Annotated in this window: 18 protein-coding genes; 12 read left to right on the top strand and 6 right to left on the bottom strand. The window is 47.3% G+C overall.

The genetic code is table 11. The annotated features are described in order from the left end of the window. Positions 1-21 precede the first annotated feature (21 nt). On the bottom strand, positions 22-2112 hold the full coding sequence (locus OM416_RS10860; RefSeq protein WP_264929217.1) for an ABC transporter ATP-binding protein: 2091 nt from the start codon (positions 2110-2112) through the stop codon (positions 22-24). 12 nt (positions 2113-2124) lie between these two features. Continuing rightward, positions 2125-3870: an ABC transporter ATP-binding protein gene (locus tag OM416_RS10855; protein WP_169478428.1), complete on the bottom strand. Its 1746-nt coding sequence runs from the start codon at positions 3868-3870 to the stop codon at positions 2125-2127. A 485-nt stretch (positions 3871-4355) separates the two neighbouring features. Between OM416_RS10855 and OM416_RS10850 the strand changes: the two genes are divergently transcribed. Beyond that, a complete protein-coding gene (locus tag OM416_RS10850; RefSeq protein WP_036609218.1) occupies positions 4356-4652 on the top strand; it encodes a HesB/YadR/YfhF family protein in 297 nt (98 codons plus the stop codon). Between the two features lie 76 nt (positions 4653-4728). Beyond that, the gene (locus OM416_RS10845) at positions 4729-5178 is read left to right on the top strand and encodes an NUDIX domain-containing protein (protein WP_264929216.1); all 450 of its coding nucleotides are present in this window, start codon (positions 4729-4731) and stop codon (positions 5176-5178) included. A gap of 97 nt (positions 5179-5275) precedes the next feature. Here the strand turns inward: OM416_RS10845 and OM416_RS10840 are convergent, their stop codons facing one another. The 3 genes from OM416_RS10840 to OM416_RS10830 all read right to left on the bottom strand — a co-directional run bounded on the left by OM416_RS10840 (position 5276) and on the right by OM416_RS10830 (position 7612). Next, a complete protein-coding gene (locus tag OM416_RS10840; protein ID WP_062833873.1) occupies positions 5276-5788 on the bottom strand; it encodes a hypothetical protein in 513 nt (170 codons plus the stop codon). A gap of 376 nt (positions 5789-6164) precedes the next feature. Further along, on the bottom strand, positions 6165-6608 hold the full coding sequence (locus tag OM416_RS10835; RefSeq protein ID WP_062835986.1) for a DUF441 domain-containing protein: 444 nt from the start codon (positions 6606-6608) through the stop codon (positions 6165-6167). A 5-nt stretch (positions 6609-6613) separates the two neighbouring features. Beyond that, the gene (locus OM416_RS10830; RefSeq protein WP_264929215.1) at positions 6614-7612 is read right to left on the bottom strand and encodes a YpdA family putative bacillithiol disulfide reductase; all 999 of its coding nucleotides are present in this window, start codon (positions 7610-7612) and stop codon (positions 6614-6616) included. Positions 7613-7790: 178 nt separating this feature from the next. Here OM416_RS10830 and OM416_RS10825 point away from each other — a divergent pair, with 178 nt between their 5' ends. The 6 genes from OM416_RS10825 to OM416_RS10800 all read left to right on the top strand — a co-directional run bounded on the left by OM416_RS10825 (position 7791) and on the right by OM416_RS10800 (position 13059). Further along, positions 7791-8384, top strand: a complete 594-nt coding sequence (locus tag OM416_RS10825) for a metalloregulator ArsR/SmtB family transcription factor (protein WP_264930681.1) — start codon at positions 7791-7793, stop codon at positions 8382-8384. Between the two features lie 452 nt (positions 8385-8836). Then, positions 8837-9946: a ribosome small subunit-dependent GTPase A gene (gene rsgA, locus OM416_RS10820; RefSeq protein WP_264929214.1), complete on the top strand. Its 1110-nt coding sequence runs from the start codon at positions 8837-8839 to the stop codon at positions 9944-9946. Positions 9947-10002: 56 nt separating this feature from the next. After that, complete coding sequence (locus OM416_RS10815; RefSeq protein ID WP_264929213.1) at positions 10003-10341, top strand: L,D-transpeptidase; 339 nt, start codon at positions 10003-10005, stop codon at positions 10339-10341. A 138-nt stretch (positions 10342-10479) separates the two neighbouring features. Then, on the top strand, positions 10480-11019 hold the full coding sequence (locus tag OM416_RS10810) for a GNAT family N-acetyltransferase (protein ID WP_264929212.1): 540 nt from the start codon (positions 10480-10482) through the stop codon (positions 11017-11019). A 168-nt stretch (positions 11020-11187) separates the two neighbouring features. Further along, positions 11188-12663, top strand: a complete 1476-nt coding sequence (locus OM416_RS10805) for an aldehyde dehydrogenase family protein (protein ID WP_264929211.1) — start codon at positions 11188-11190, stop codon at positions 12661-12663. 243 nt (positions 12664-12906) lie between these two features. Continuing rightward, positions 12907-13059 (top strand): hypothetical protein, encoded by a 153-nt coding sequence (locus tag OM416_RS10800; protein ID WP_264929210.1) that lies wholly within the window; start codon positions 12907-12909, stop codon positions 13057-13059. A gap of 124 nt (positions 13060-13183) precedes the next feature. Here OM416_RS10800 and OM416_RS10795 read toward each other — a convergent pair whose 3' ends face one another. After that, positions 13184-13423: a hypothetical protein gene (locus tag OM416_RS10795; RefSeq protein ID WP_076330720.1), complete on the bottom strand. Its 240-nt coding sequence runs from the start codon at positions 13421-13423 to the stop codon at positions 13184-13186. A gap of 421 nt (positions 13424-13844) precedes the next feature. On the opposite strand from OM416_RS10795, the gene OM416_RS10790 reads away from it, so the two are divergent. Genes OM416_RS10790 through OM416_RS10775 form a run of 4 tightly spaced genes read left to right on the top strand, consistent with a single transcriptional unit; the run spans position 13845 to position 19624 of the window. Beyond that, a complete protein-coding gene (locus OM416_RS10790; RefSeq protein ID WP_062833878.1) occupies positions 13845-14165 on the top strand; it encodes a hypothetical protein in 321 nt (106 codons plus the stop codon). 52 nt (positions 14166-14217) lie between these two features. Beyond that, positions 14218-18222: a type VII secretion protein EssC gene (gene essC / locus OM416_RS10785; RefSeq protein ID WP_264929207.1), complete on the top strand. Its 4005-nt coding sequence runs from the start codon at positions 14218-14220 to the stop codon at positions 18220-18222. Positions 18223-18238: 16 nt separating this feature from the next. Next, entirely contained in the window at positions 18239-19069 is an 831-nt protein-coding gene (locus tag OM416_RS10780) for a hypothetical protein (protein ID WP_264929206.1), read from the top strand. Positions 19070-19075: 6 nt separating this feature from the next. Continuing rightward, positions 19076-19624 (top strand): WXG100 family type VII secretion target, encoded by a 549-nt coding sequence (locus OM416_RS10775; RefSeq protein WP_062833881.1) that lies wholly within the window; start codon positions 19076-19078, stop codon positions 19622-19624. Positions 19625-19701: the final 77 nt, after the last annotated feature.

The following is a 19701-nucleotide window of genomic DNA, read 5'->3' as shown; positions in this document are numbered from 1 at the left end:
AGAATTTCTGTATTAACTATATTATGCATTGCCTCCGACAAAGGAGGTTGAGGTTGGAATAATCTCGCCCGACGGATTCTCGATGGTTGCACCCGCTGCTGCTTGTGCACCTTGCTGGAGCTGATACATCTTATAGTAGCGGCCTTTAAGCTCCATCAGTTCATCATGTGCACCTTGCTCAACGATACGCCCGCGATGCAGAACCAGAATTTGATCTGCCGAACGAATGGTGGAGAGACGGTGAGCAATGATGAAGGTGGTACGTCCTTTTTTGAGGACTTCGAGTGCGTTCTGAATTAATGCTTCCGTTTCCGTATCAATATTGGCAGTCGCTTCATCCAAAATGAGGATGGCCGGATCAAACGCCAGTGCACGAGCAAAGGAGATCAACTGACGCTGTCCAGCAGACAATGTACTTCCTTTTTCGATGACAGGTTCGTCAAAGCCTTGAGGCAAATGAGCCAGGATACGTTCAGCGCCTACATCACGCAGCGCCTGTTCAATTCGTTCACGGGAGATCTTCTCATCGCCAAGACTGACGTTAGAAGCAATGGTGCCTGTGAACAGATATGGGTCCTGCAATACAATTCCCATATGTTCGCGAATCCACTGTTTGGGCAGATCCTTGACGTTCTGACCGTCGATCGTGATCTTGCCTTTTTGCGGATCATAGAACCGGAACAGCAGGTTGATGATTGAGCTTTTACCCGAACCGGTATGACCGACCAGAGCGACCGTCTGACCTTGGGATGCTTTAAACGAGATATTGTTAAGCACGTAATCTTTTTTATAGGCAAAGGATACATCGTCAAATACGACATTTCCCTTGTATCTTGGCATAGAGCCATCGGTTACGGCTTCTCCCTTTTCATCCATCAGCTCAAAGACGCGACCAGCGGATACGAGGGAGGAGTCCAGGTTGGCGAGCTGATTCACCATGCCGGTAATCGGCTGGAACAAGCGGCCCAGGACATCGACGAAGGCATACAGGACACCCAGTGAGATAATACTTGTGCCATCCAACACGCTGGAACCGAAGTACCACAGGACAACCGCAAAGGCGATATTCCGTAATACGTTAACCAGGTTGTGTGAGGTGAAGGCATTCAGGTTGAGCATTTTGTTCTGGTGTTTCATATAGTCATCATTCAGATCTTCGAATTCCTGTTTGGTTTGTTTCTGATGGCGGAATACGCGGATAATGGACATCCCCTGAATGGACTCGTTAATGATTGCATTGATCTCACTCAGTCGTGACCGAATGATCGTATTGTAACGAGTGGCGAATTTGCGATAGAGCACAATCCACGCAATGAGCATCGGCACGACGAATAATGAGATCAGGCCGAGGCGAACATCGAGCAGGAAGAGCGCAACATACACACCTGTAATCGTGATGATACCTGAGAAAAAGTTCGAAAGAACGGCAACGAACAGATCCTTGACGGCTTCTGTATCGTTCGTGACCCGGGATACAACTTTACCTGCGGGCAGGTTATCAAAAAAGTGCACCGGCAGTCGCTGAATATGGGCATACACATCGTTACGCAGTCTTTGAATAACTTTATTGGCTGAGGACTGCAGCCAGAATGTTTTACCGAACTCCATAATGACCGAGATCACGAGGAAGATCATGTAGTACATAATTAATTGATAGATGCTGGGCATCTCCGGTTTGTAAAAAGCAAACAGTTCACCAGCGGACAGGGGTGCTGCCGCATATTGGCCTGTCACTTCGCCTGCGCGTGTAACCGTGAGGGTTCCATCCGTATATGTGCGGTCCCCGTCAGGTGCGCTTACCGGTTCGTTTACAAAATAAAAACTTCTGCCGGCTTGTAATACCCGCACTTCGGAACCTTTGTTTTCATCCGGTTCGAACAAGCCTTCGCGTTTGTAATTCTTACCGTTGTAGACTGCGGCTTCATCTGAAGCTGTTGTCTCATAGAACGGCTGCTCAATCGCGAGCAAGTGATTGTCGATCATGGATTTGGCGATGAACGGCCCGGCAAGTTCGGCCGCAACACCAATAGTAAGCATAATTAATGCAGCGATAAATGTTCCTTTGGCTTTCAAGGCGTAATCAAGCAACCTTTTGCCTGTATTAGACTTCAATGAATTGACCTCCTACGTGGACAGATTGGACTCGACCTGTTGCCGTTCATACTGTTCACGGTACCAGCCGTTCATGGCTAACAGTTCCTGGTGAGTGCCTTCTTCCGTAATTTTCCCGTGCTCCAGTACGATGATTCGGTCAGCGTGTTCAATAGCAGACAGGCGATGAGTCGAGATCAGCGTGGTTTTGCCCGAGCGTTTGTTGCGTATATTTTCAATGATTTTGGCTTCAGTACGTGCATCGACAGCAGATAAGGCATCATCAAGGATCAGAATATCAGGGTTAGCGATAAAGGCACGCGCCAGCGATACCCGCTGTTTCTGTCCACCGGACAGAGAGATTCCTTTTTCACCAACAAGTGTATCCAGTCCATCGGACAGGGTTCCCAGATCTCCGTCAAAAGCGGCGGTACGAATGGCCTCCATGATCACTTCATCACTGGCACCATGCTTACCGAATTGAATGTTCTGACGAACGGATTTGGAGAACAGGACTTGTTCCTGTGGTACGTACCCGATCCAGCTGTGCAAGTCATCTTTGGCGATATCCTGAATGGGATGACCCGAGATGCTTAATGTGCCCGAACCGGCAGGGTATTCGTGAAGCAGTTGTTTGAGCAAAGTAGACTTGCCGCTACCCGTGCGACCGACAACACCCAATGTTTGACCACGTCGCAGCGAAAAGCTGATATGACTGAGATTGTCGACAGTGGAACTAGGGTAACGGAAGGTAACATCCTGCATCGCAATTTCTTCAGGATTCGTAACATGAGCAGGTTGCTCCACATCTTGTACTGCAGGTTCTACCGATAAAGTTTCGTTGACCCGATCAAGTGAAGCGCTACCGCGTTGCATCAGGTTGATCAATTCGCCGATGGCGAACATGGGCCAGATCATCATCCCCAGGTACATATTAAACGATACGAGATCCCCCAGGGTAATTTCATTATGAAATACAAGATATATGCCGTAGGCAAGTGCAATCACATAACTGAGTCCAACGAAGAGTCGGATGGTTGGTTCGAACAGGGCATCCATTCTGGCAACAGCCAGGTTTTTGCGATACACATCTTCGGTCACATCGGCGAACCGTTTTTCGTCCAGACGTTCCTGCACATAGGCACGCACAACGCGAATACCGGCGATGGATTCCAGCACCTGGTCATTCATATCTCCGAATGCATCCTGTGCCAGAGTGTAACGTTGATGTACAGCTTTACCATAGATCATCATGGCAATGGCGATAAAAGGCAAAGGCAGGATTGCCGCCAGGGTCAGTTTCCAGCTGACCAGGAAGCCCATCGCGAACAATACGGTGGCCAGAAAGGCCGTAGAGTCTGTTAATGTCAGCATGCCGAAGCCTGCGGTGGTGGCAATGGAACGAAGATCATTGGTGGCCCGAGCCATCAAATCTCCTGTTCTGTTTTTCTCAAAAAAGGGCGGAGTCATCCGCAACAAGTGGTCCATGAAGCGTGAACGAAGCAACCGCTCCACCAGATTGGCACCACCGAACAGTTTGTGCATCCAAACGTATGTAACCAGATAGATAATGATGACTGTTCCCAGAATAAGCAAGATATAACGGGTGAGTGAGGCGCCTGTAATGGAACCGCGCACAATCTCGTCGATGGCATTGCCAAGAAGACGGGGAGGCAGCAGTTCGGCAACGCCCACCAGAATAAGCAAGATGACACCGGTCAGGTATCGTTTGCGTTCCAGCCGGAAGAACCAGGCCAGGTTTTTAAGTACAGAGAACAAGTGTTATCCCTTCCTTTCAATGTCCGTGAAATGCAGATTCCGTTCATGTATGCCGAAATGTACCCACAAAAAAAGACATACCGCACGCAGGCGGTATGTCTTCATATATCATACGGCAGCATGGCTCCGAGAACAGAGCCGCAACCATACATAAGTTCGATTGTGAGTAAACATCACAGAGGTTCTAATGAAAGAACGCCTTGTCATGCCGACTTATGAACAGAATAATGATTTCGGGTGTGCTCCGGTATTTAATTGTGTGCTGAATTGACCTATCATATGTTTGTTAAACACCGTAATCACCCTTTCTTTTTTTGGAAATAAATACAATGTAGACCTCGTATGTTTGCATCTTAACACCGGCTTTTACAATCTGTCAAACATTTTTCACAACTTATTTTGACTTTATATGGTCACTCGGGTTTGTATTCAAGTCCCTGTCGAGATATGATGGAACATATATATACAGAAGGAGCTGACACCAAATGAGTACCATACATGTATCCGATCAAGCTGCTCGCTGGTACAAGGAAGAACTGAATTTGAACGAGGGAGATAGCATCCGATTTTTTGCCCGTTATAGCTCTGGCGGAGGTCTTCATCCTGGATTTTCGCTCGGCATTGCCGTGGAGAAACCAAGACATCCTGCGGATCAAACCGAAGTGTCGGGAATTCAATTCTTTATGGAAGATCACGATTATTGGTATCTGAAAGGGCACCAACTGCATGTGGATATCGTTGATGAAGGTCAGGATATCGAATATCGTTATACCGAAGTATGATCTTTTAAGTATTTTGTTAAGCAATAGATGAATGACAGGTCGCCACCGGCTTCCGAGTAGGAGGAGGGGATAAGCAGTGAATCTGCCAGCCCGAGATTTGGCCCAGTATATCGCAAAACGCTCTCACATTGTTGTAAAAGCGGCGGTGCGGGCTGAGAACGAACAAGGTGAACTGCTGCTGATTCAGCACGCTGAGCATGGTCATTGGCGGTTGCCAGCCGGTGAGATGCGTCCGGGTGAAGCCATTGAGGATGCTGCACATCGGGAGTTATGGGAAGAGACAGGTTGGACTACCAATATCATGACACTGGAAGGTCTGTATTCGGGGCCTGATCTTCGGTATCAGCATGCGAGTGGAGATGAGGAGTATTATGTCATTGCCTTGTTCCGGACACAGATCATTCAGGATGACCTTGTCGAATCTCGTGTAAATAGTGATGCGGGTCTGAAGTTTTTTTCGCTGGAGTCGTTACCACCTCTGAATGAGATTAGCCGAATCCTGTTAGCGCGGGATATTGCGGAATAAAATAAGTGTTGACGCAAAAATGACCTCGGTAACCACGATAATGTGGGTACCGAGGTCATTTTTTTGTTTTTGGATTTCTGTGCACTCCGTGAATGAATTACACCTGATCCAGTGGTTCATCATCCATCGCAAAATCAAAATCATCAATATCAAATACCTGTACAGGTGATTCCGATTCAATAATACGTGCGATCAGTTCAACCTGATCGGTGAGAATCGGAATACTCAGGCGCTGAGATGTGAGGAGCAGTTCAGTCTCAATGGGATCGAAATACTCTCCGTACTGCGCCGTATCTACAGCATTGATAATGGCAATGGATACTTGGTCACCAAATAGAATGGAGGGGCTTTTTGCCCATGGAACAAGTAATGCACGCTCTATTTTTTTCTTATTCAGCGGTTCCTCGAAATAAGAAATCATTTCATTGATTTTGGATTTCACATGCTGGTCATCTGCCGGGTTATCCATCATGGGATCAGGACTGGTCTGGAATTCATATAGCTCAAGGATGGTGGTATAAGGAACAATATATTCAACAGGCGCGGGCGGCGCTAGCAATTGACCGTAAATGGCCACCATCACGGCTTCTGTAATAAACTGACGTGACATGGTTCCTTAATCCTCCTGCGCCATTAATAGTTGCAAAGTGAATCTATAATTTCATGCAACAGCATAACCATAGTAGTACATGTTCAAATAGGACGGTTTTCAGTACCGAGAAGATGGGATGAAGCTAGAAATGGAGTAGCGGAGCGTAGGGAAAACTACGTGAGCAACGGACATTTCGGCTGAATTCCATATTCGATGCTGATGATGCCTCTAGGCATCCTTCGTAATCAAAAGCGGACTTTTTGAACAACCTCTAATATGGATTATTCTGTTGTAGACTCGTGTACATGATTTGCATGAATAGAAGTATATCACACAACGGTGGGAAATACAGCCAATCTGCAGAGCATGTCAGGTCACACCCTCACAACCCGGATCAGGATTTGCCCAGTAACAACGACAATATTCCCGCCGCAATCAATGGCCCCACAGGCACACCTTTGAACAGGGCAACGCCGAGAACCGTTCCAATTAACAGCCCAGCAACGACAGTTGGCTGTGTGCCCATCAGCGTAGCACCGCGCCCACCAAGATAAGCCACCAATAATCCTACGCCAATGGCAAGCAGTGATTTCCAGTGCAGGAAAGACTCGCCGATCGTCTGCAGACTCATCTTGCCACTGGCAAGAGGTGCCATCACGCCAATGGTCAGAATGATAATGCCCAGTGTAAGTCCGTATTTTTCAAGCCATGGAAATGCCTGATTCAGGTTCAGGACTCGTAGCAACAACAGAAATACCATCGCTACGGTCACAGGTGTGTTGCTGCTGATAATGCCGAGGGCTGCAAATCCGAGCAACAGCAGGGAAGTCATGTCCATGGTCTTCATTTCCCTTCAGTCTGACCACGTTGTCTGCTAACGATATGTTCCGCAATGTATCTACCATGCCAGCGTCCGGATTCAATAAAGACTTCATTGGCATTACGCCCTGAAGCGATGACTCCGCCCACGTATATACCAGGTACGCTGCTTTCCATCGTTTGCGCATCATACACGGGTTTATCCATATCATCGGACATCTCTACACCTACGGAAGCGAGCAGATGGCGATCCGGGCGGAAACCGGTCATAGCCAGAACAAAGTCGTTATCCAGTTCATTAGTAGAACCATCCGTGTGTATCAGACGAATCGAATCATCCAATATTTCATTCACGCGTGATTCCAGATGCAGTGTAATACGGCCTTTTGTCACCATGCTCTCGAATAGCGGACGTACCCATGGTTTGATGTGTTCTGACAGACCACTGCCGCGATAAACCATATCAATATGTGCTCCGACACGAACCAGTTCCATGGCCGCGTCCACTGCGGAGTTGCTTCCGCCGATAATGGCAACACGCGTACGGGTATAAGGGTGGGCTTCCCGGAAGTAGTGGGTTACTTTATCTTTGTCTTCTCCAGGGATGCCCAGATAGTTAGGATGGTCAAAATAACCGGTAGCTACAACTACATTGCGTCCTTCATGTACGATGGCCTCCCCGCGTCGATTGAGCGTATGTACCTCAAACGTGCCATCATCCTTGTTTTTGATCTCACGGGCTTCCTCATAGTTATGAACACGCAGGCCAAAATGTTCGGCTACCCTACGATAATAGGCGAGTGCTTCATAACGAAACGGTTTATCATTAGGTGTGCTGAACGGAACGTTTCCGATCTCAAGCAGCTCGGCTGTGCTGAAAAACTGCATATGGGTTGGATACAGATAAATAGATTGGACGATATTGTATTTCTCAACAATCACAGCGGACAGTCCCAGCCGCTCGCATTCAATTGCAGCAGACAGACCGCATGGGCCTCCGCCGATAATAATGACATCTTCCATGTTCTTAATCCTCCTTATTTCAAGCAATATAATCCTACCGTAAATAACGGGCTAATGCCAGTTCAAGCGTGAGTTTGACTCAGAAATTCTTACTTGAATCCAAAGGAGTTGACGTGGAGAAAAGAAAAGACTACTATCAAATTAGATGTTTATCTAAATGAAAGTGAGATGAACGATGATGCAGCTGGAAAAAATCGTGGCTTATCATAAAGCCTTGGCTGACCCTACCCGGATTCGCATGCTGCTGCTGTTGGCACAAGGTGAACTGCACGGACAGGCCCTTGCCGAGCGGCTCAATCTGTCACAGCCAACCGTGACACATCATGCTTCCAAGCTGAGAGAGGCGGCGCTGATCAAGGAACGACGGGAGAAAAATACCGTGTATTTCACACTCAATCCTTCGTTTATCCGCGAAAATGCACAGGCTTCGGTTGATTTTATCTTCAAGCGAGAGGAGGTTACGGATATGAGTGATGTGAACGAAACATTGAAAGCGTCGGTCATGAGAAATTTTTTCTCCAAAGATGGACGACTGCGTCAGATTCCGGCTCAATACAAGAAAAAGTTGATTGTACTTGGTCATTTGGTAGAGCAACTTGAATTTGGTCGTAAGTACACAGAGAAAGAAATCAATACATTTATACAGAAGTATCATGAAGATTTCGCCACCATTCGGCGGGAATTTATCATGCATCAGTTCATGTATCGGGAAGAGGAGATCTATGAATTGAATCCGAAGGAAATGTGGACGCGTTGGGATCAGGTCCAATAGAGTAGGCTGGTAAAAATAGTTTGGGCTTGACAACTGAGAAGCACAGTGTGTAACATAATGGATAATTCTACAAGGGAGGCGATTGTTTATGACAAACTTAAATGCTGTATACGTTAATTTGAATATGAACAGCGTCTCCGGAACGGATCAATGCATGTAATTTTGCGTTAGGTGGGTAGCAGTATCCATCGTAACGTGAAGTGTCGTAACATGCTCAGATGAAGCCACGGGTGACGCACCCGTGGCTTTTTTGTTTGCCGATAAAAGGGTGTTCCTGAATTGTTTATAGCGGATGGTTAAGTATTCTATCCGGTATATCTAAGACATGGGAAGCTTTTTGATTCGGCTAACTACTTATTGCCGCGGGTGTATTTATACCCGTGTTTTTTTTGTATTGATCTGAACACCGGAGATGATGGTTCACTCGGCTTGAGCGATGTAAACAACTTATTTTGGGAGGAATTTTTATTTTAGATAACCATATTGAGAAGTACGGCTGGTCTGCAAAGTGGCAGGAACTGTGGCAAGAGACAGGAATGGAAGAGCAGGAGAGAAAGCCAGCCAGAATTATCGCAGACCATGGACATCTGCAACGTTTGATCACAGAAGAGGGCGAATGCTGGGGAAGAATTTCGGGCCGAATGCGTCATGATAGTCTGGAGAACAGCTTGGTACCAGCGGTTGGGGATTGGGTGGCAATTACGGGTCAACCAGGCGAAGAAGCGATTATTCACCATCTGGTACCACGTCAGAGCAGGGTATCGAGACAGGCTGCAGGTCCGGTAACTAAGGAACAATTAATTGCCGCCAACGTCGATACACTGCTGATTGTGGCTGCACTTAATCATGATTTCAACCTTAGACGGCTCGAAAGGTACGTGATGATGGCTTGGAATGGTGGCGTAAGGCCGGTCATTGTCCTGAGCAAAAGTGATCTGTGCCTGAATGTGGAAGAGCAGATTCGAAGTGTAGAGGGAATTGCTCCAGGTGTCGAAGTGTTTGCGATATCCGCTGTGGAGGACCAAGGAAAATCGTTACTGGAAAAGTATTTGCAGCCAGGGTTGACTGTTGCGCTGACGGGTTCTTCTGGTAGTGGTAAGTCTACGCTGGTGAATTGGATGATGGGCGAGGATGTACAACTTACCCAATCCGTCCGTGAGGGAGACAGCCGTGGTAGACATACTACAACACATCGGGAAATGTTTGTGCTTCCACAGGGAGCGGTATTGATTGATACTCCGGGAATGCGTGAGCTTAATCTCTGGGATGAAGGCAATGATGGATTGTCGCATGCGTTTGGAGAAATTGAAGAGCTTGCTACCACGTGCAGATTTCTGGATTGCAGTCATACACGGGAAGCTGGATGTGCAGTGAAAGAGGCCATAGAGGAAGGGTCATTGGATGAAAAACGGCTGAGCAATTATCTGAAAATGCAGAAGGAATTGCAATATCAGCAACGCAAGGAAGAAGTGGCAACGAGAAGGCGTACAGCCTCCAGCAAACCAGCCAGTAGTAGCAAACCCAAGCACTCCCGTAGTGTGAAAGAGTGGGAGGAAGCCTGAAATCAGGCGGGCATCATCCGGCACCTTGCATAAGATAGGTCAGGAGGGATGTCATTATGCCAGATTACAGGATTATTGTAGATCTGTCTGACCACATGTTATATCTTCTGGATGGCAATCAGGTGATTAAGGGCTATCCCGTGGGCACTGGCAAGATGCTCACACAGACTCCAAACGGGGAGTTCACTATCATTAACAAACAAGCCAATCCAGGTGGGCCATTTGGCGTGTTGTGGATGGGACTGTCTGCTCCCCATTATGGCATACACGGTACCAATGAGCCTTGGTCTATTGGCAAATCCGTCTCCCATGGTTGTATACGCATGTACAACTCGGATGTACTGGATCTGTCTTCCAAGGTTTCTGTAGGCACGAGGGTAACGATCCGGCCGTAGGGCCGGATTTTACTTTATAAGAGGTAGTTCAAAAAGTCTGCTTCATCAGGACTGAAGTGGATGAATTTGGAATAATAGAAAGAAGAACATATAATATGGTAAAGCTACGGCAGTTACGAAAGAAAGCGAGTGATAGCCATGCAGATCAGGCAGGCGCGTGAAGGGGATGCGCAAGGAATAGCCCATGTACATACGGAGAGTTGGAAAACAACATATCGCGGAATTGTGCCCGACGATTTTTTGGATCATTTGACTACAGAATCAAGATTGTCCCAGTGGGAAAAGAATATTCGCTCTGGCGAAAAGGATCAGATCCTGGTAGTCGCTGAACAGCCTGATGGGAACATTGTCGGATTTGCTTGTGGGGGTAAGGAGCGTGAAGGCAAATTATCTTACGATGGAGAGTTGTACGCGATATATTTGCTGAAGGATGTGCAACAAACGGGGATAGGTCAGCAACTGGCTACACATGTCGTTCATCATTTGCGAACCCTTAATATGAAAAGTTTAATCCTATGGGCTCTGGAGCGTAATTCAGCTTGTCGCTTCTATGAAAAGATGGGAGGCGTTCCAGTTCATACCCAGTCCATCCGTATCGGTGGTCAAGATTTGATTGAAGTTGGCTACGGATGGGAAGATATGAGCCTCTTTGGAGAGAAGAGCCTGCCTGACAGATGAATGACGTGCAGGAGGTTGCAGAATAGTATGGATGGTGTTGTTTCCTTAATTTCAAAGAATGGAAGGTTAATTCAGGTCCACACGTTTGCGTAATTCTGAACAAGGTTAATGATGTATTACACTGTTATGCAGGTGTGACATTTAATCTTGAGCAGGAGGCGTATTCCGATGACTTTAATGGACACCGAACATACAACATGGACGAAACAATATATTAATGGCCAATGGGTAGAGGGCTCCGGCGAGAAAACCATGGAGAATATCAACCCTTATACGGGAGAAGTTATTGCCACGTGGCGCTCTTCCAATAAGAAAGACATAGATAAAGCTTATGAGTCAGCTCAAGAAAATTCGATAGAATGGGCGAAGTCTTTGCCCTCAGAGAAGGAAGAAGTATTACGTAAAGTTTCTTCCCTGATGGCAGAGCGGAAAGAGGAAATCATTCAGCTTTTGATTACGGAATCCGGGAGTACCCGCATCAAATCGGAAGCGGAGTTCGCAGCTGCCAAACGCATTGTGGACGAAGCAGCCTCGTTTCCCTATCGGATGAAGGGTGAGATTATCCCGTCCAATACTCGTGGCAAAGAGAACCGTGTGGTTCGTGAACCCAAGGGAGTGATTGGTGTCATCGGGCCATGGAATTTCCCTTTGCATCTATGCCTGCGATCCGTAGCTCCGGCGATTGCTCTTGGTAATGGTGTGGTTATTAAACCAGCATCGGACACTCCGATTACGGCAGGCTGGCTTATTGCCGATTTGTTTGAACAGGCGGGACTGCCTGAGGGCGTGCTGAATGTGGTTGCTGGAAGTGGCAGCGAGATTGGGGATTACTTTGTCGCTCATCCGATTCCGAAAGTGATTTCATTTACGGGTTCCACAGAAGTTGGACAGGGAATTGGCAAACTGGCTGGTGAACATTTGAAAGAAACGGCACTGGAACTGGGCGGTAATAACGCGATGGTAGTGCTGGAAGATGCGGACATTGAACGTGCTGCTGAAGCGGCGGTCTTTGGCAAGTTTCTGCATCAGGGACAGATCTGCATGGCTCTGAATCGAATCATTGTACATGCCGATATTTACGACAAATTCGTTGATTCATTTGTTGCCAAAACGAAGAATGTTCAGGCAGGTGATCCGGCGGATGCCAAAACACTGGTGGGTCCTCTCATTCGGGAAAAAGAGGTAGAACGATTACTGGAGCTTGTGAACAAAGCCAAAGCTGAAGGAGCGCGGTTATTGCTCGGAGGGACCAGTAAAGGCAGTGTGCTTTCTCCTACTGTACTTGCCGATGTCAAACCTGAACAGGATATCGTGCAGCAGGAACTGTTTGGTCCAGTGGCAGTAATCATGAAAGCGCAGGATGAACAGGAAGCTGTACGTTTGGCGAATGATACCCCGTATGGACTTAGTGGTTCCGTATTCACCACAGATCTGAATCGAGGATATCAGGTTGCCCAGCGTATTGAGTCTGGTATGGTGCATGTGAATGATCAGTCTGTGAACGATGAAGCGCATGTGATGTTTGGCGGTGAGAAAGCTTCGGGAATTGGACGCTTCGGTGGCGATTGGGCGACTGAGAAGTTCACACGTACGCGTTGGATCAGTATTCAGCACCAGTATCGGGATTATCCGGGAGTATTATAAGTCGAAAAAGAGTGAATTAACAGGGTCACTTTTGGATGATTGCAACGGGTTACCGATAGATCGACAAATCATGCGAAAGTCCGTCTCCAGCTTGGTGGGACGGGCTTTTGCACAATTGTACACCCCACAAAAATACGGTTTCACATCAGAGTGAAAAAGCTGTTTGGGGCTGTCTCTATCTGGTTATTTATGGATACACGGAAGAACGATCCGTAAATCCAATGGCAAAGGGGCCTGAAATTCATGTCCATTGACCGCTTTATTCTGAGGAAGCTGAATACCTGTCAGAAAGAACATACACGTGCCAATTTGGTTCGGCTGTTTGTCATTCGTATTCGTAAAGCCGAGATTGCGGAAGAACATGATGCCGCTTATGTCCTTAGCAAACTGAATTGAGTGATAACCGATATTGATCCGCGATCCGCTGTTTCACGTGTGCACACGTCAAAAAAGGAAGCTTGTCTATAACGACAGCTTCCTTTTTCATGTTTTGTAATGAACACGGCTTGATGGACTTCTTTTAATATAACGATAGAGCAAGGGAGTCATTTTCACTGCGACTGTGGAGAATAGCTTCTCCATTGACAATCTCAATACTAATTAAAGAATGCAGACATTTTTGGAGAGCGCGTTTACCGTTGCTAATTTTATGCTCTAGAGCACTGCTAAGCAATCTTAATGTCTTCTGCATAGGTTGTTTGTTTTCTTGATTAAAATATACAGGGATTGATTTGTTTTGAAAGGTTATTAGGGTTCTCACTTGAAATCACCTCACGGTTGTTATTTCATACAGGTAATATTAAATACCAATGCTTAAAATTACCTTAAAATCAGCTTATGAAAACATAAAGGTGGGCAATGTTTGAAAAGTGTTCACAATTCAATTGTGGGCGAAGGAATAAAAGTCCTGAAAAACGGAACTTAATTACCATTTAAATGGAACAAAAACAAAAAGTTTCGCATCCTCGCAAGTTTTAAATGCATAACTGCCACGAAAGTTCTGAGTCGAATGTACGATATTTTAATATATACGTGGGTCATATGTAACAAAATTACAGGTGGCACATTGCAAACAGGGTGTTTATGTAAGAAAATAGGGTTGATATAACGATTCATTCTCTTTTTTTTGATTTAATCTGACATTAGGACAATTTACATATGAGACCATGGGAGGGATTCAGATGATTCTAACCGTGTATTCCGGCCGCGAGGAAGGCGAATGGTTCGACATCGAGGTTCCGGACGAATGTACCATTGAACATTTGAAGACATTACTCGGCGTTCGCATTTTTGGACAGGCACCGGGAGACGGCATTCAGTACATCTTGGAGGCCAAGTTTCCGGAAGGCCTGTGGTTCTCGCCGCAGAACGCTCAGCAGTTAATGGAAACGGGACTGCGACAAGGCAGTTGCGTACGTGTCCAGCGGGCTTTTTCAACGACTTCGGAAGAAGCGCCTGTATATGGAAGACGTTCATTGTTTCAGCAGGACAGCAACGAATAGGGCTTTTGAACGTATACATTCTATTGAACGAACTAAAGGAGGTCTTCTCTTCGTGAATGTGTTATATCAGCGTTCTCCAAGAATGACACCGGTTCTCAAGGAAGAGAGACTGGAAATACTCAGGCCTCCAACAGAACCGAGCAAACCCACGTTTTCCATGATATCCATTATTGTGCCGATCATGATGACCATGGTCAGCATTGGTTTCTACGTATATATCAACATGACCGGCAAAATGAACAACAGCAGTTATATGATGTTTCAGATGATGACGGTCATGATGATGCTTACTTCTTATACCATTCCATTCTTCGTATATCTGAGCAACAAGAAATCATATCGTAAAAAATTGGAAGAACGCAAAACCATGTACCTTGCCCAACTGGACAAACACCGGGAAGAACTCAAGGATGCGCAGGCGGAGCAAGTGAAGAGCCTATACGAAATTCATGGTGATCCGGGTGTATGTCTTCAGGTGGTGAAGAACCGGAACAGTTCCTTGTGGGAACGTTCACCAGAGGATGATGATTTCCTTCAGGTACGTATTGGTACGGGAGAGATTCCATTCCGAATCAAACTTCAGGTTCCGCGGATTGATGGCTATGAGAAGGATGAGCTGATTGAAGCGGCCCATGAACTTGCGGCTGAATTCCAGACAGTACCGGATGCTTCCATTACATTACCTTTGTTCCAATCGAAGGTTATGGGACTGGTCGGAGATCGGGAGGAAGTGCTCGCTTCCCTGCGAGTCATCATCTCACAGTTGACAGTACGCCATTCACCGGATGAACTGAAGCTTGCTGCATTTTATGAAGAGAAGGACAGCAAGGAATGGGACTGGCTTCGCTGGATGCCCCATATCTGGGATGAAGACCAGGGACAACGCTATATGGCCGACAGGCACAGCGGTGCGCATCAATTGGCGGACAGCTTGTTTTCCGTGTTGAACCGGCGCCGTAACAATAAGGAAGACCGTTACAAGAAAAGCGTGAAAACGCCGTGTTACGTTGTGATTCTCTCCGATACGCAATTAATTGAAGAAGAACCGTTGCTTCCGCTGCTGCTGGAGTCGGCTCACGAGATTGATGTATGCACCATCATACTGGCTAATCGCAAGGAGTCTCTACCGATGCATTGTCAGTTGATTATGGATGCCTCCAAAGGCAAAGGTGTGTATATCAAAAAAACGGAAGATGCAGATGTTATTCAACAAACGTACAAGCCTGATGTGATCTCGAAAGAGATGGCAGAGGCGCTTTCCCGTTATATGTCACCGATCCGGTTGAAGCGTTCATCTGCTTCGGATATCCCGCAAGTGCTCCCGTTATTCGATATGCTGAGCACATCACGCGTGGAAGATCTGGATGTGGTGTCCAGGTGGGGACAGACGAGATATCCTGACACGCTGCCTGTACCAATGGGTGTAAGAGCTGGAGGCAAGAAAATTGCGATTAACCTGCATGATAAAATTGAACGTCAAGGTCATGGTCCTCACGGTCTGATTGCAGGTACAACCGGTTCAGGTAAAAGTGAGGTCATCCAGTCTATCGTAGCTTCACTGGCTGCCGAATTCCATCCACATGATCTGGCCTTCATGCTGATTGACTATAAAGGTGGCGGGATGTCCAACACATTTGTCGATCTGCCTCATGTGGTCGGTACAATCACCAACCTGGATGGAAATCTGATTGAGCGTGCGAATATCTCACTTCGTGCTGAACTGGTCAGAAGGCAAAAGATATTAAATGATGCGGGAAACCTCCAGCACATTGATGAATATTACAAAATTCTGCGTTCCAGACATGAACAGCCGCTGCCACATCTGGTTATTATCATTGATGAATTTGCTCAATTGAAGCGGGACCAACCGGAGTTCATGGATGAATTGATCAGTATCGCGGCCATTGGCCGGACACTTGGGGTTCATCTAATTCTGGCAACTCAGAAGCCAGCCGGCGTTGTAGACGATAAAATATGGAGTAATTCCCGCTTTAGGATCTGCCTTCGCGTACAGAGTGAGGGAGACAGCAGGGACATGATCAAAATTCCGAATGCTGCCTGGATTACGAAGCCTGGACGTGGATATTTTCAGGTCGGCAGTGATGAGGTATTTGAAGAAATGCAATTCGCCTGGAGTGGTGCTCCTTATAACCAGCAGGAGGATGCAACGACTGTATTACCTGTTATGGAAGTGCGCTTGAACGGTAAGCGGGAGCCTCTGTTAACCGGAGAGCGCCGAGCTGTTCTCAAAGGTGAAGATGTTCCGAAACAGCTTCAGGTATTTATTGACTATGTTGCGAATGCTGCAGCGGATGCGGGTATCCGACGTTTGCCAGGACCGTGGTTGCCACCTTTACCAGAGACACTGGAATGGCAAGGTCTCCAGGACTGGCAGGAAGAAGAGAATCGGGAGCTGCTGCTTGATGGCGGGGCGAGTGGTCTGAAACCACTGGTTGGTTTGTTGGATGATCTCCCTAATCAGCGTCAGCAGCCACTTGCATTGCCTATGGATCAAGGCCATCTGGTCGTGTACGGGATGCCGGGACTCGGAAAAACAACATTTGTCCAGACCTTGCTCATGTCCCTGGCCCGTTCACACAGAACTGAGCCTTGGCATGGTTACATTATCGATATGGGTCGTATGATGAAGGACTTTGCAGCACTTCCTCAGATTGGTGGCGTGATGATGGCTGAAGAGGAAGACCGGATCAAGCGGTTATTCCGCTATATTCTCAAGCTGTCGGCACAACGCAAAGATATCATTTCGGAGGCGGGGGTTAAAACGATTTCTGCCTACCGCCGGACAGCTCATGCGGCAGTTCCGCAGGTTGTGGTGGTTATCGATGGTTATCTTTCGTTCCGCAATGCCTATCCGGAAGAAAATGAACTTTTGGAGACGATCTTGCGTGAAGGTGGAAGTCTAGGCATCACCTTCGTGCTTACTGCCAATCGAGTAACGGATGTATTTGAGAAATTCAGAAGTAATATTCCTAATGCAGTTTCATTTGAATTATCCGATCCAAGTGATTATTATTATGCCGTGGGAAGACCTTCCAAGGCACCAAGCCAGCTTCCACCAGGAAGAGGTCTGGTCAAAGGACAGGTACCTCCGTTGATATTCCAGGCGGCATTACCTTCTTCCGGGGCAGATGAGGGCAAGCGTTCATCAGCACTGCGCCGTACGATCGCTGAGATTCGCCAAGGCTGGACAGGGGAAGAAGCGCCGCAGATTGCTCCGCTTCCGGAAGAGATCAAACTCAAGGATCTACTCATTCGGACAGGATCATATGGTCAGGCTTGGGATACATCGTCTGTAACGGTGCCTGTGGGATTGCTTACGGATGATCTGGAACCATTCCAGCTTAATCTGCGTGAAGGTCCACATTTCATGGTAACGAGTCCGATGGAAGGTGGCAAAACGACATTTTTGCTGACCTGGATGTTATCACTGGCTTATCATGCTTCTCCGGAAAATGTGCAAATATACACGGTAGATATGCGTTACGGCTCAGGTGGACTGGGGGAAATCAGTAGTTTGCCCCATGTCCGTGGACACGTATCGCGAGAAGAACAGCTTGCACCTGTGATTCAACAGTTGTACGATGAAGTTCTGAAAAGAGGCGAGATTTCCGGTGGACCGGAACTTGTGCTCGTCATTGATGATGCGGACACATTGTCCAAGCAGCTAAACGATTTTAATGTAAAAGATCAATTGGGAGCGATTGTTCGTCAAGGAAGGGATCGTGGTGTACACGTGATTCTGTCCGGGGTTCCGGCTGACTTTCCGACCTTCGGTTCCGACTGGGTAACGGATGTGAAGGCTTCCCAGAGTGGAATGCTGTTCGGGACTTTAGACCCTAACGATCTCTCGTTCTTCCGTATACCTTATTCGGAATCCGGGAGTAGTACAGGTGGGCTGAAGGTACTGCCTCCGGGTCAAGGTTATTATGTAAAACGTAAATATTCCAGGGTTAAAGGTGCAGTTCCATGTGATGACAGCTGGAAAATGACCGATTGGATTTTTGAAATTCGTGACCGATGGCATGTTGTAGTTTGAGGGGAGGTGGCTCATAATGTTGACGGTTCATGATTCTAAGCAAAAGGTAGTCACGTTACAAACAAAAGAACTTTTTTTCCTGGCCGGTATTCTCGGTTCAGACCGACTGCTTGGTGTGGAAGATCCGTTTCGCGGCTATATGGCGGAGGATATCGCGATGGAGTGGGAGCGCGTCAAGGCCTCCCTGCTTGACAAAGGGTATCTGATTCAGGATCAGGAGACGGATGAGCTGATCATGACACCGACCGTTTTCTCCAGGGTAGCCATTGCCGGACTGTCCGACAGAGCTTGTTGGATTCGCTACACGATCAACGGCAAGTCGTATGAGAGTTATATACACTGCACGGATGAGCGGGTCGTTGAAGTTTCCCGTGTTGCCGACGTACCGGACTCGTTCCGGCTCAGCGATCTGGGAAGTGTTCGTGAAGCTATTAATGTTCTGATCGAGCGGATGAAATGGAGCGGCCATTCTCCTGCAGAGAAACCGGCATTAATGTGCTCCAAGAAAAAATTCTATGATGTTATGAATGAGCTGGAAAACAGCGAGGTACAGACGGTAGCTGATGAACTCGCTCAGGAGACAAGTGATCCTGAGGGTTCACTTGCGCTGGCACGCTGTCTGGTGGGTAAGGAGTCAGATGGGGAGCTTCGGTTGCTTGTGTGGAATGAAGAGGGGTGGAAGTCGCAGTCAGCAGCATTTGCTGCAAGTGCGGTATCCAACTGGCTATTCCGGATGAGCACTGCCGCTTCAGATGATTGGCTTGTTGCAGCACTGACGACTAGAGAACAGTTTCACGAGATGCTGCTGGACTGGCTTAAACAGCCTGCAGGGGAAGAGGAAAGGTGATGGTAAATGCGCATTCGTGTGGAACCGGATGTGCTTCGGGCACTGAGCAGGCAGATTCAGTATGCAGCGGAGCAAATACAGCAAAAGATGACAGTGTTGGATCAGGCGATTCATTCGCTGGAGTGGGAGGTTGAATCCCGCGCAGCGGTGATGAATGAATGGAATCACAGTAAACGTCTGGGCGAGGATGCGCTTCGTCGATTGATGGACTTAAGCGTACAGCTGGGACGCAAAGCGTTGTTATTCCAGCAGGCAGACATGGAGTATCGTTCCGTGCTGAGTCATGTGAACACAGCCTATGGTAATGCGGTCAATATGCTGAATGTTCTTCAGAACAACCGTACAGGAGAAATCATGCCTGCACATTCTGCAACTGTAGCTGTAGTATCCGATCCCCTTTCCGCAATGGCGGCCGTATATCGTGTACAGGATGCCGCTCCGCCTGATGGCTCCCCGGCTACACTGGTACAGGCCATGCAGCCTGAGCCTGTAGCATGGAGATTCACAGATCCTTCCTTTCGGGGAAGAAGAGGAACCGAGCCTGTGGTTTCCTGAACAGGGTGAATAAAAAGGACAGCAGAAAGTGAATATTTTTTTGTAAATAGGCTGTTAGGGGAAGTTTCAAGTGCTGA

Origin of the sequence: Paenibacillus sp. LS1 (assembly GCF_026013365.1) — a bacterium.
Lineage (GTDB): Bacteria > Bacillota > Bacilli > Paenibacillales > Paenibacillaceae > Paenibacillus.
The sequence above is the reverse complement of the archived record's forward strand: the minus strand, read 5'-3'. Positions and strand labels throughout refer to the sequence as shown.

What these genes read in the sequence shown, in the direction of transcription:
- OM416_RS10850 (WP_036609218.1), top strand. Translation starts at nt 4,356, where the DNA reads ATGAGTACCATACATGTATCCGATCAAGCTGCTCGCTGGTACAAGGAA.
- OM416_RS10840 (WP_062833873.1), bottom strand. Translation starts at nt 5,788, where the DNA reads ATGTCACGTCAGTTTATTACAGAAGCCGTGATGGTGGCCATTTACGGT.
- OM416_RS10835 (WP_062835986.1), bottom strand. Translation starts at nt 6,608, where the DNA reads ATGGACATGACTTCCCTGCTGTTGCTCGGATTTGCAGCCCTCGGCATT.
- OM416_RS10830 (WP_264929215.1), bottom strand. Translation starts at nt 7,612, where the DNA reads ATGGAAGATGTCATTATTATCGGCGGAGGCCCATGCGGTCTGTCTGCT.
- OM416_RS10825 (WP_264930681.1), top strand. Translation starts at nt 7,791, where the DNA reads ATGCAGCTGGAAAAAATCGTGGCTTATCATAAAGCCTTGGCTGACCCT.
- OM416_RS10815 (WP_264929213.1), top strand. Translation starts at nt 10,003, where the DNA reads ATGCCAGATTACAGGATTATTGTAGATCTGTCTGACCACATGTTATAT.
- OM416_RS10810 (WP_264929212.1), top strand. Translation starts at nt 10,480, where the DNA reads ATGCAGATCAGGCAGGCGCGTGAAGGGGATGCGCAAGGAATAGCCCAT.
- OM416_RS10805 (WP_264929211.1), top strand. Translation starts at nt 11,188, where the DNA reads ATGACTTTAATGGACACCGAACATACAACATGGACGAAACAATATATT.
- OM416_RS10800 (WP_264929210.1), top strand. Translation starts at nt 12,907, where the DNA reads ATGTCCATTGACCGCTTTATTCTGAGGAAGCTGAATACCTGTCAGAAA.
- OM416_RS10790 (WP_062833878.1), top strand. Translation starts at nt 13,845, where the DNA reads ATGATTCTAACCGTGTATTCCGGCCGCGAGGAAGGCGAATGGTTCGAC.
- OM416_RS10780 (WP_264929206.1), top strand. Translation starts at nt 18,239, where the DNA reads ATGTTGACGGTTCATGATTCTAAGCAAAAGGTAGTCACGTTACAAACA.
- OM416_RS10775 (WP_062833881.1), top strand. Translation starts at nt 19,076, where the DNA reads ATGCGCATTCGTGTGGAACCGGATGTGCTTCGGGCACTGAGCAGGCAG.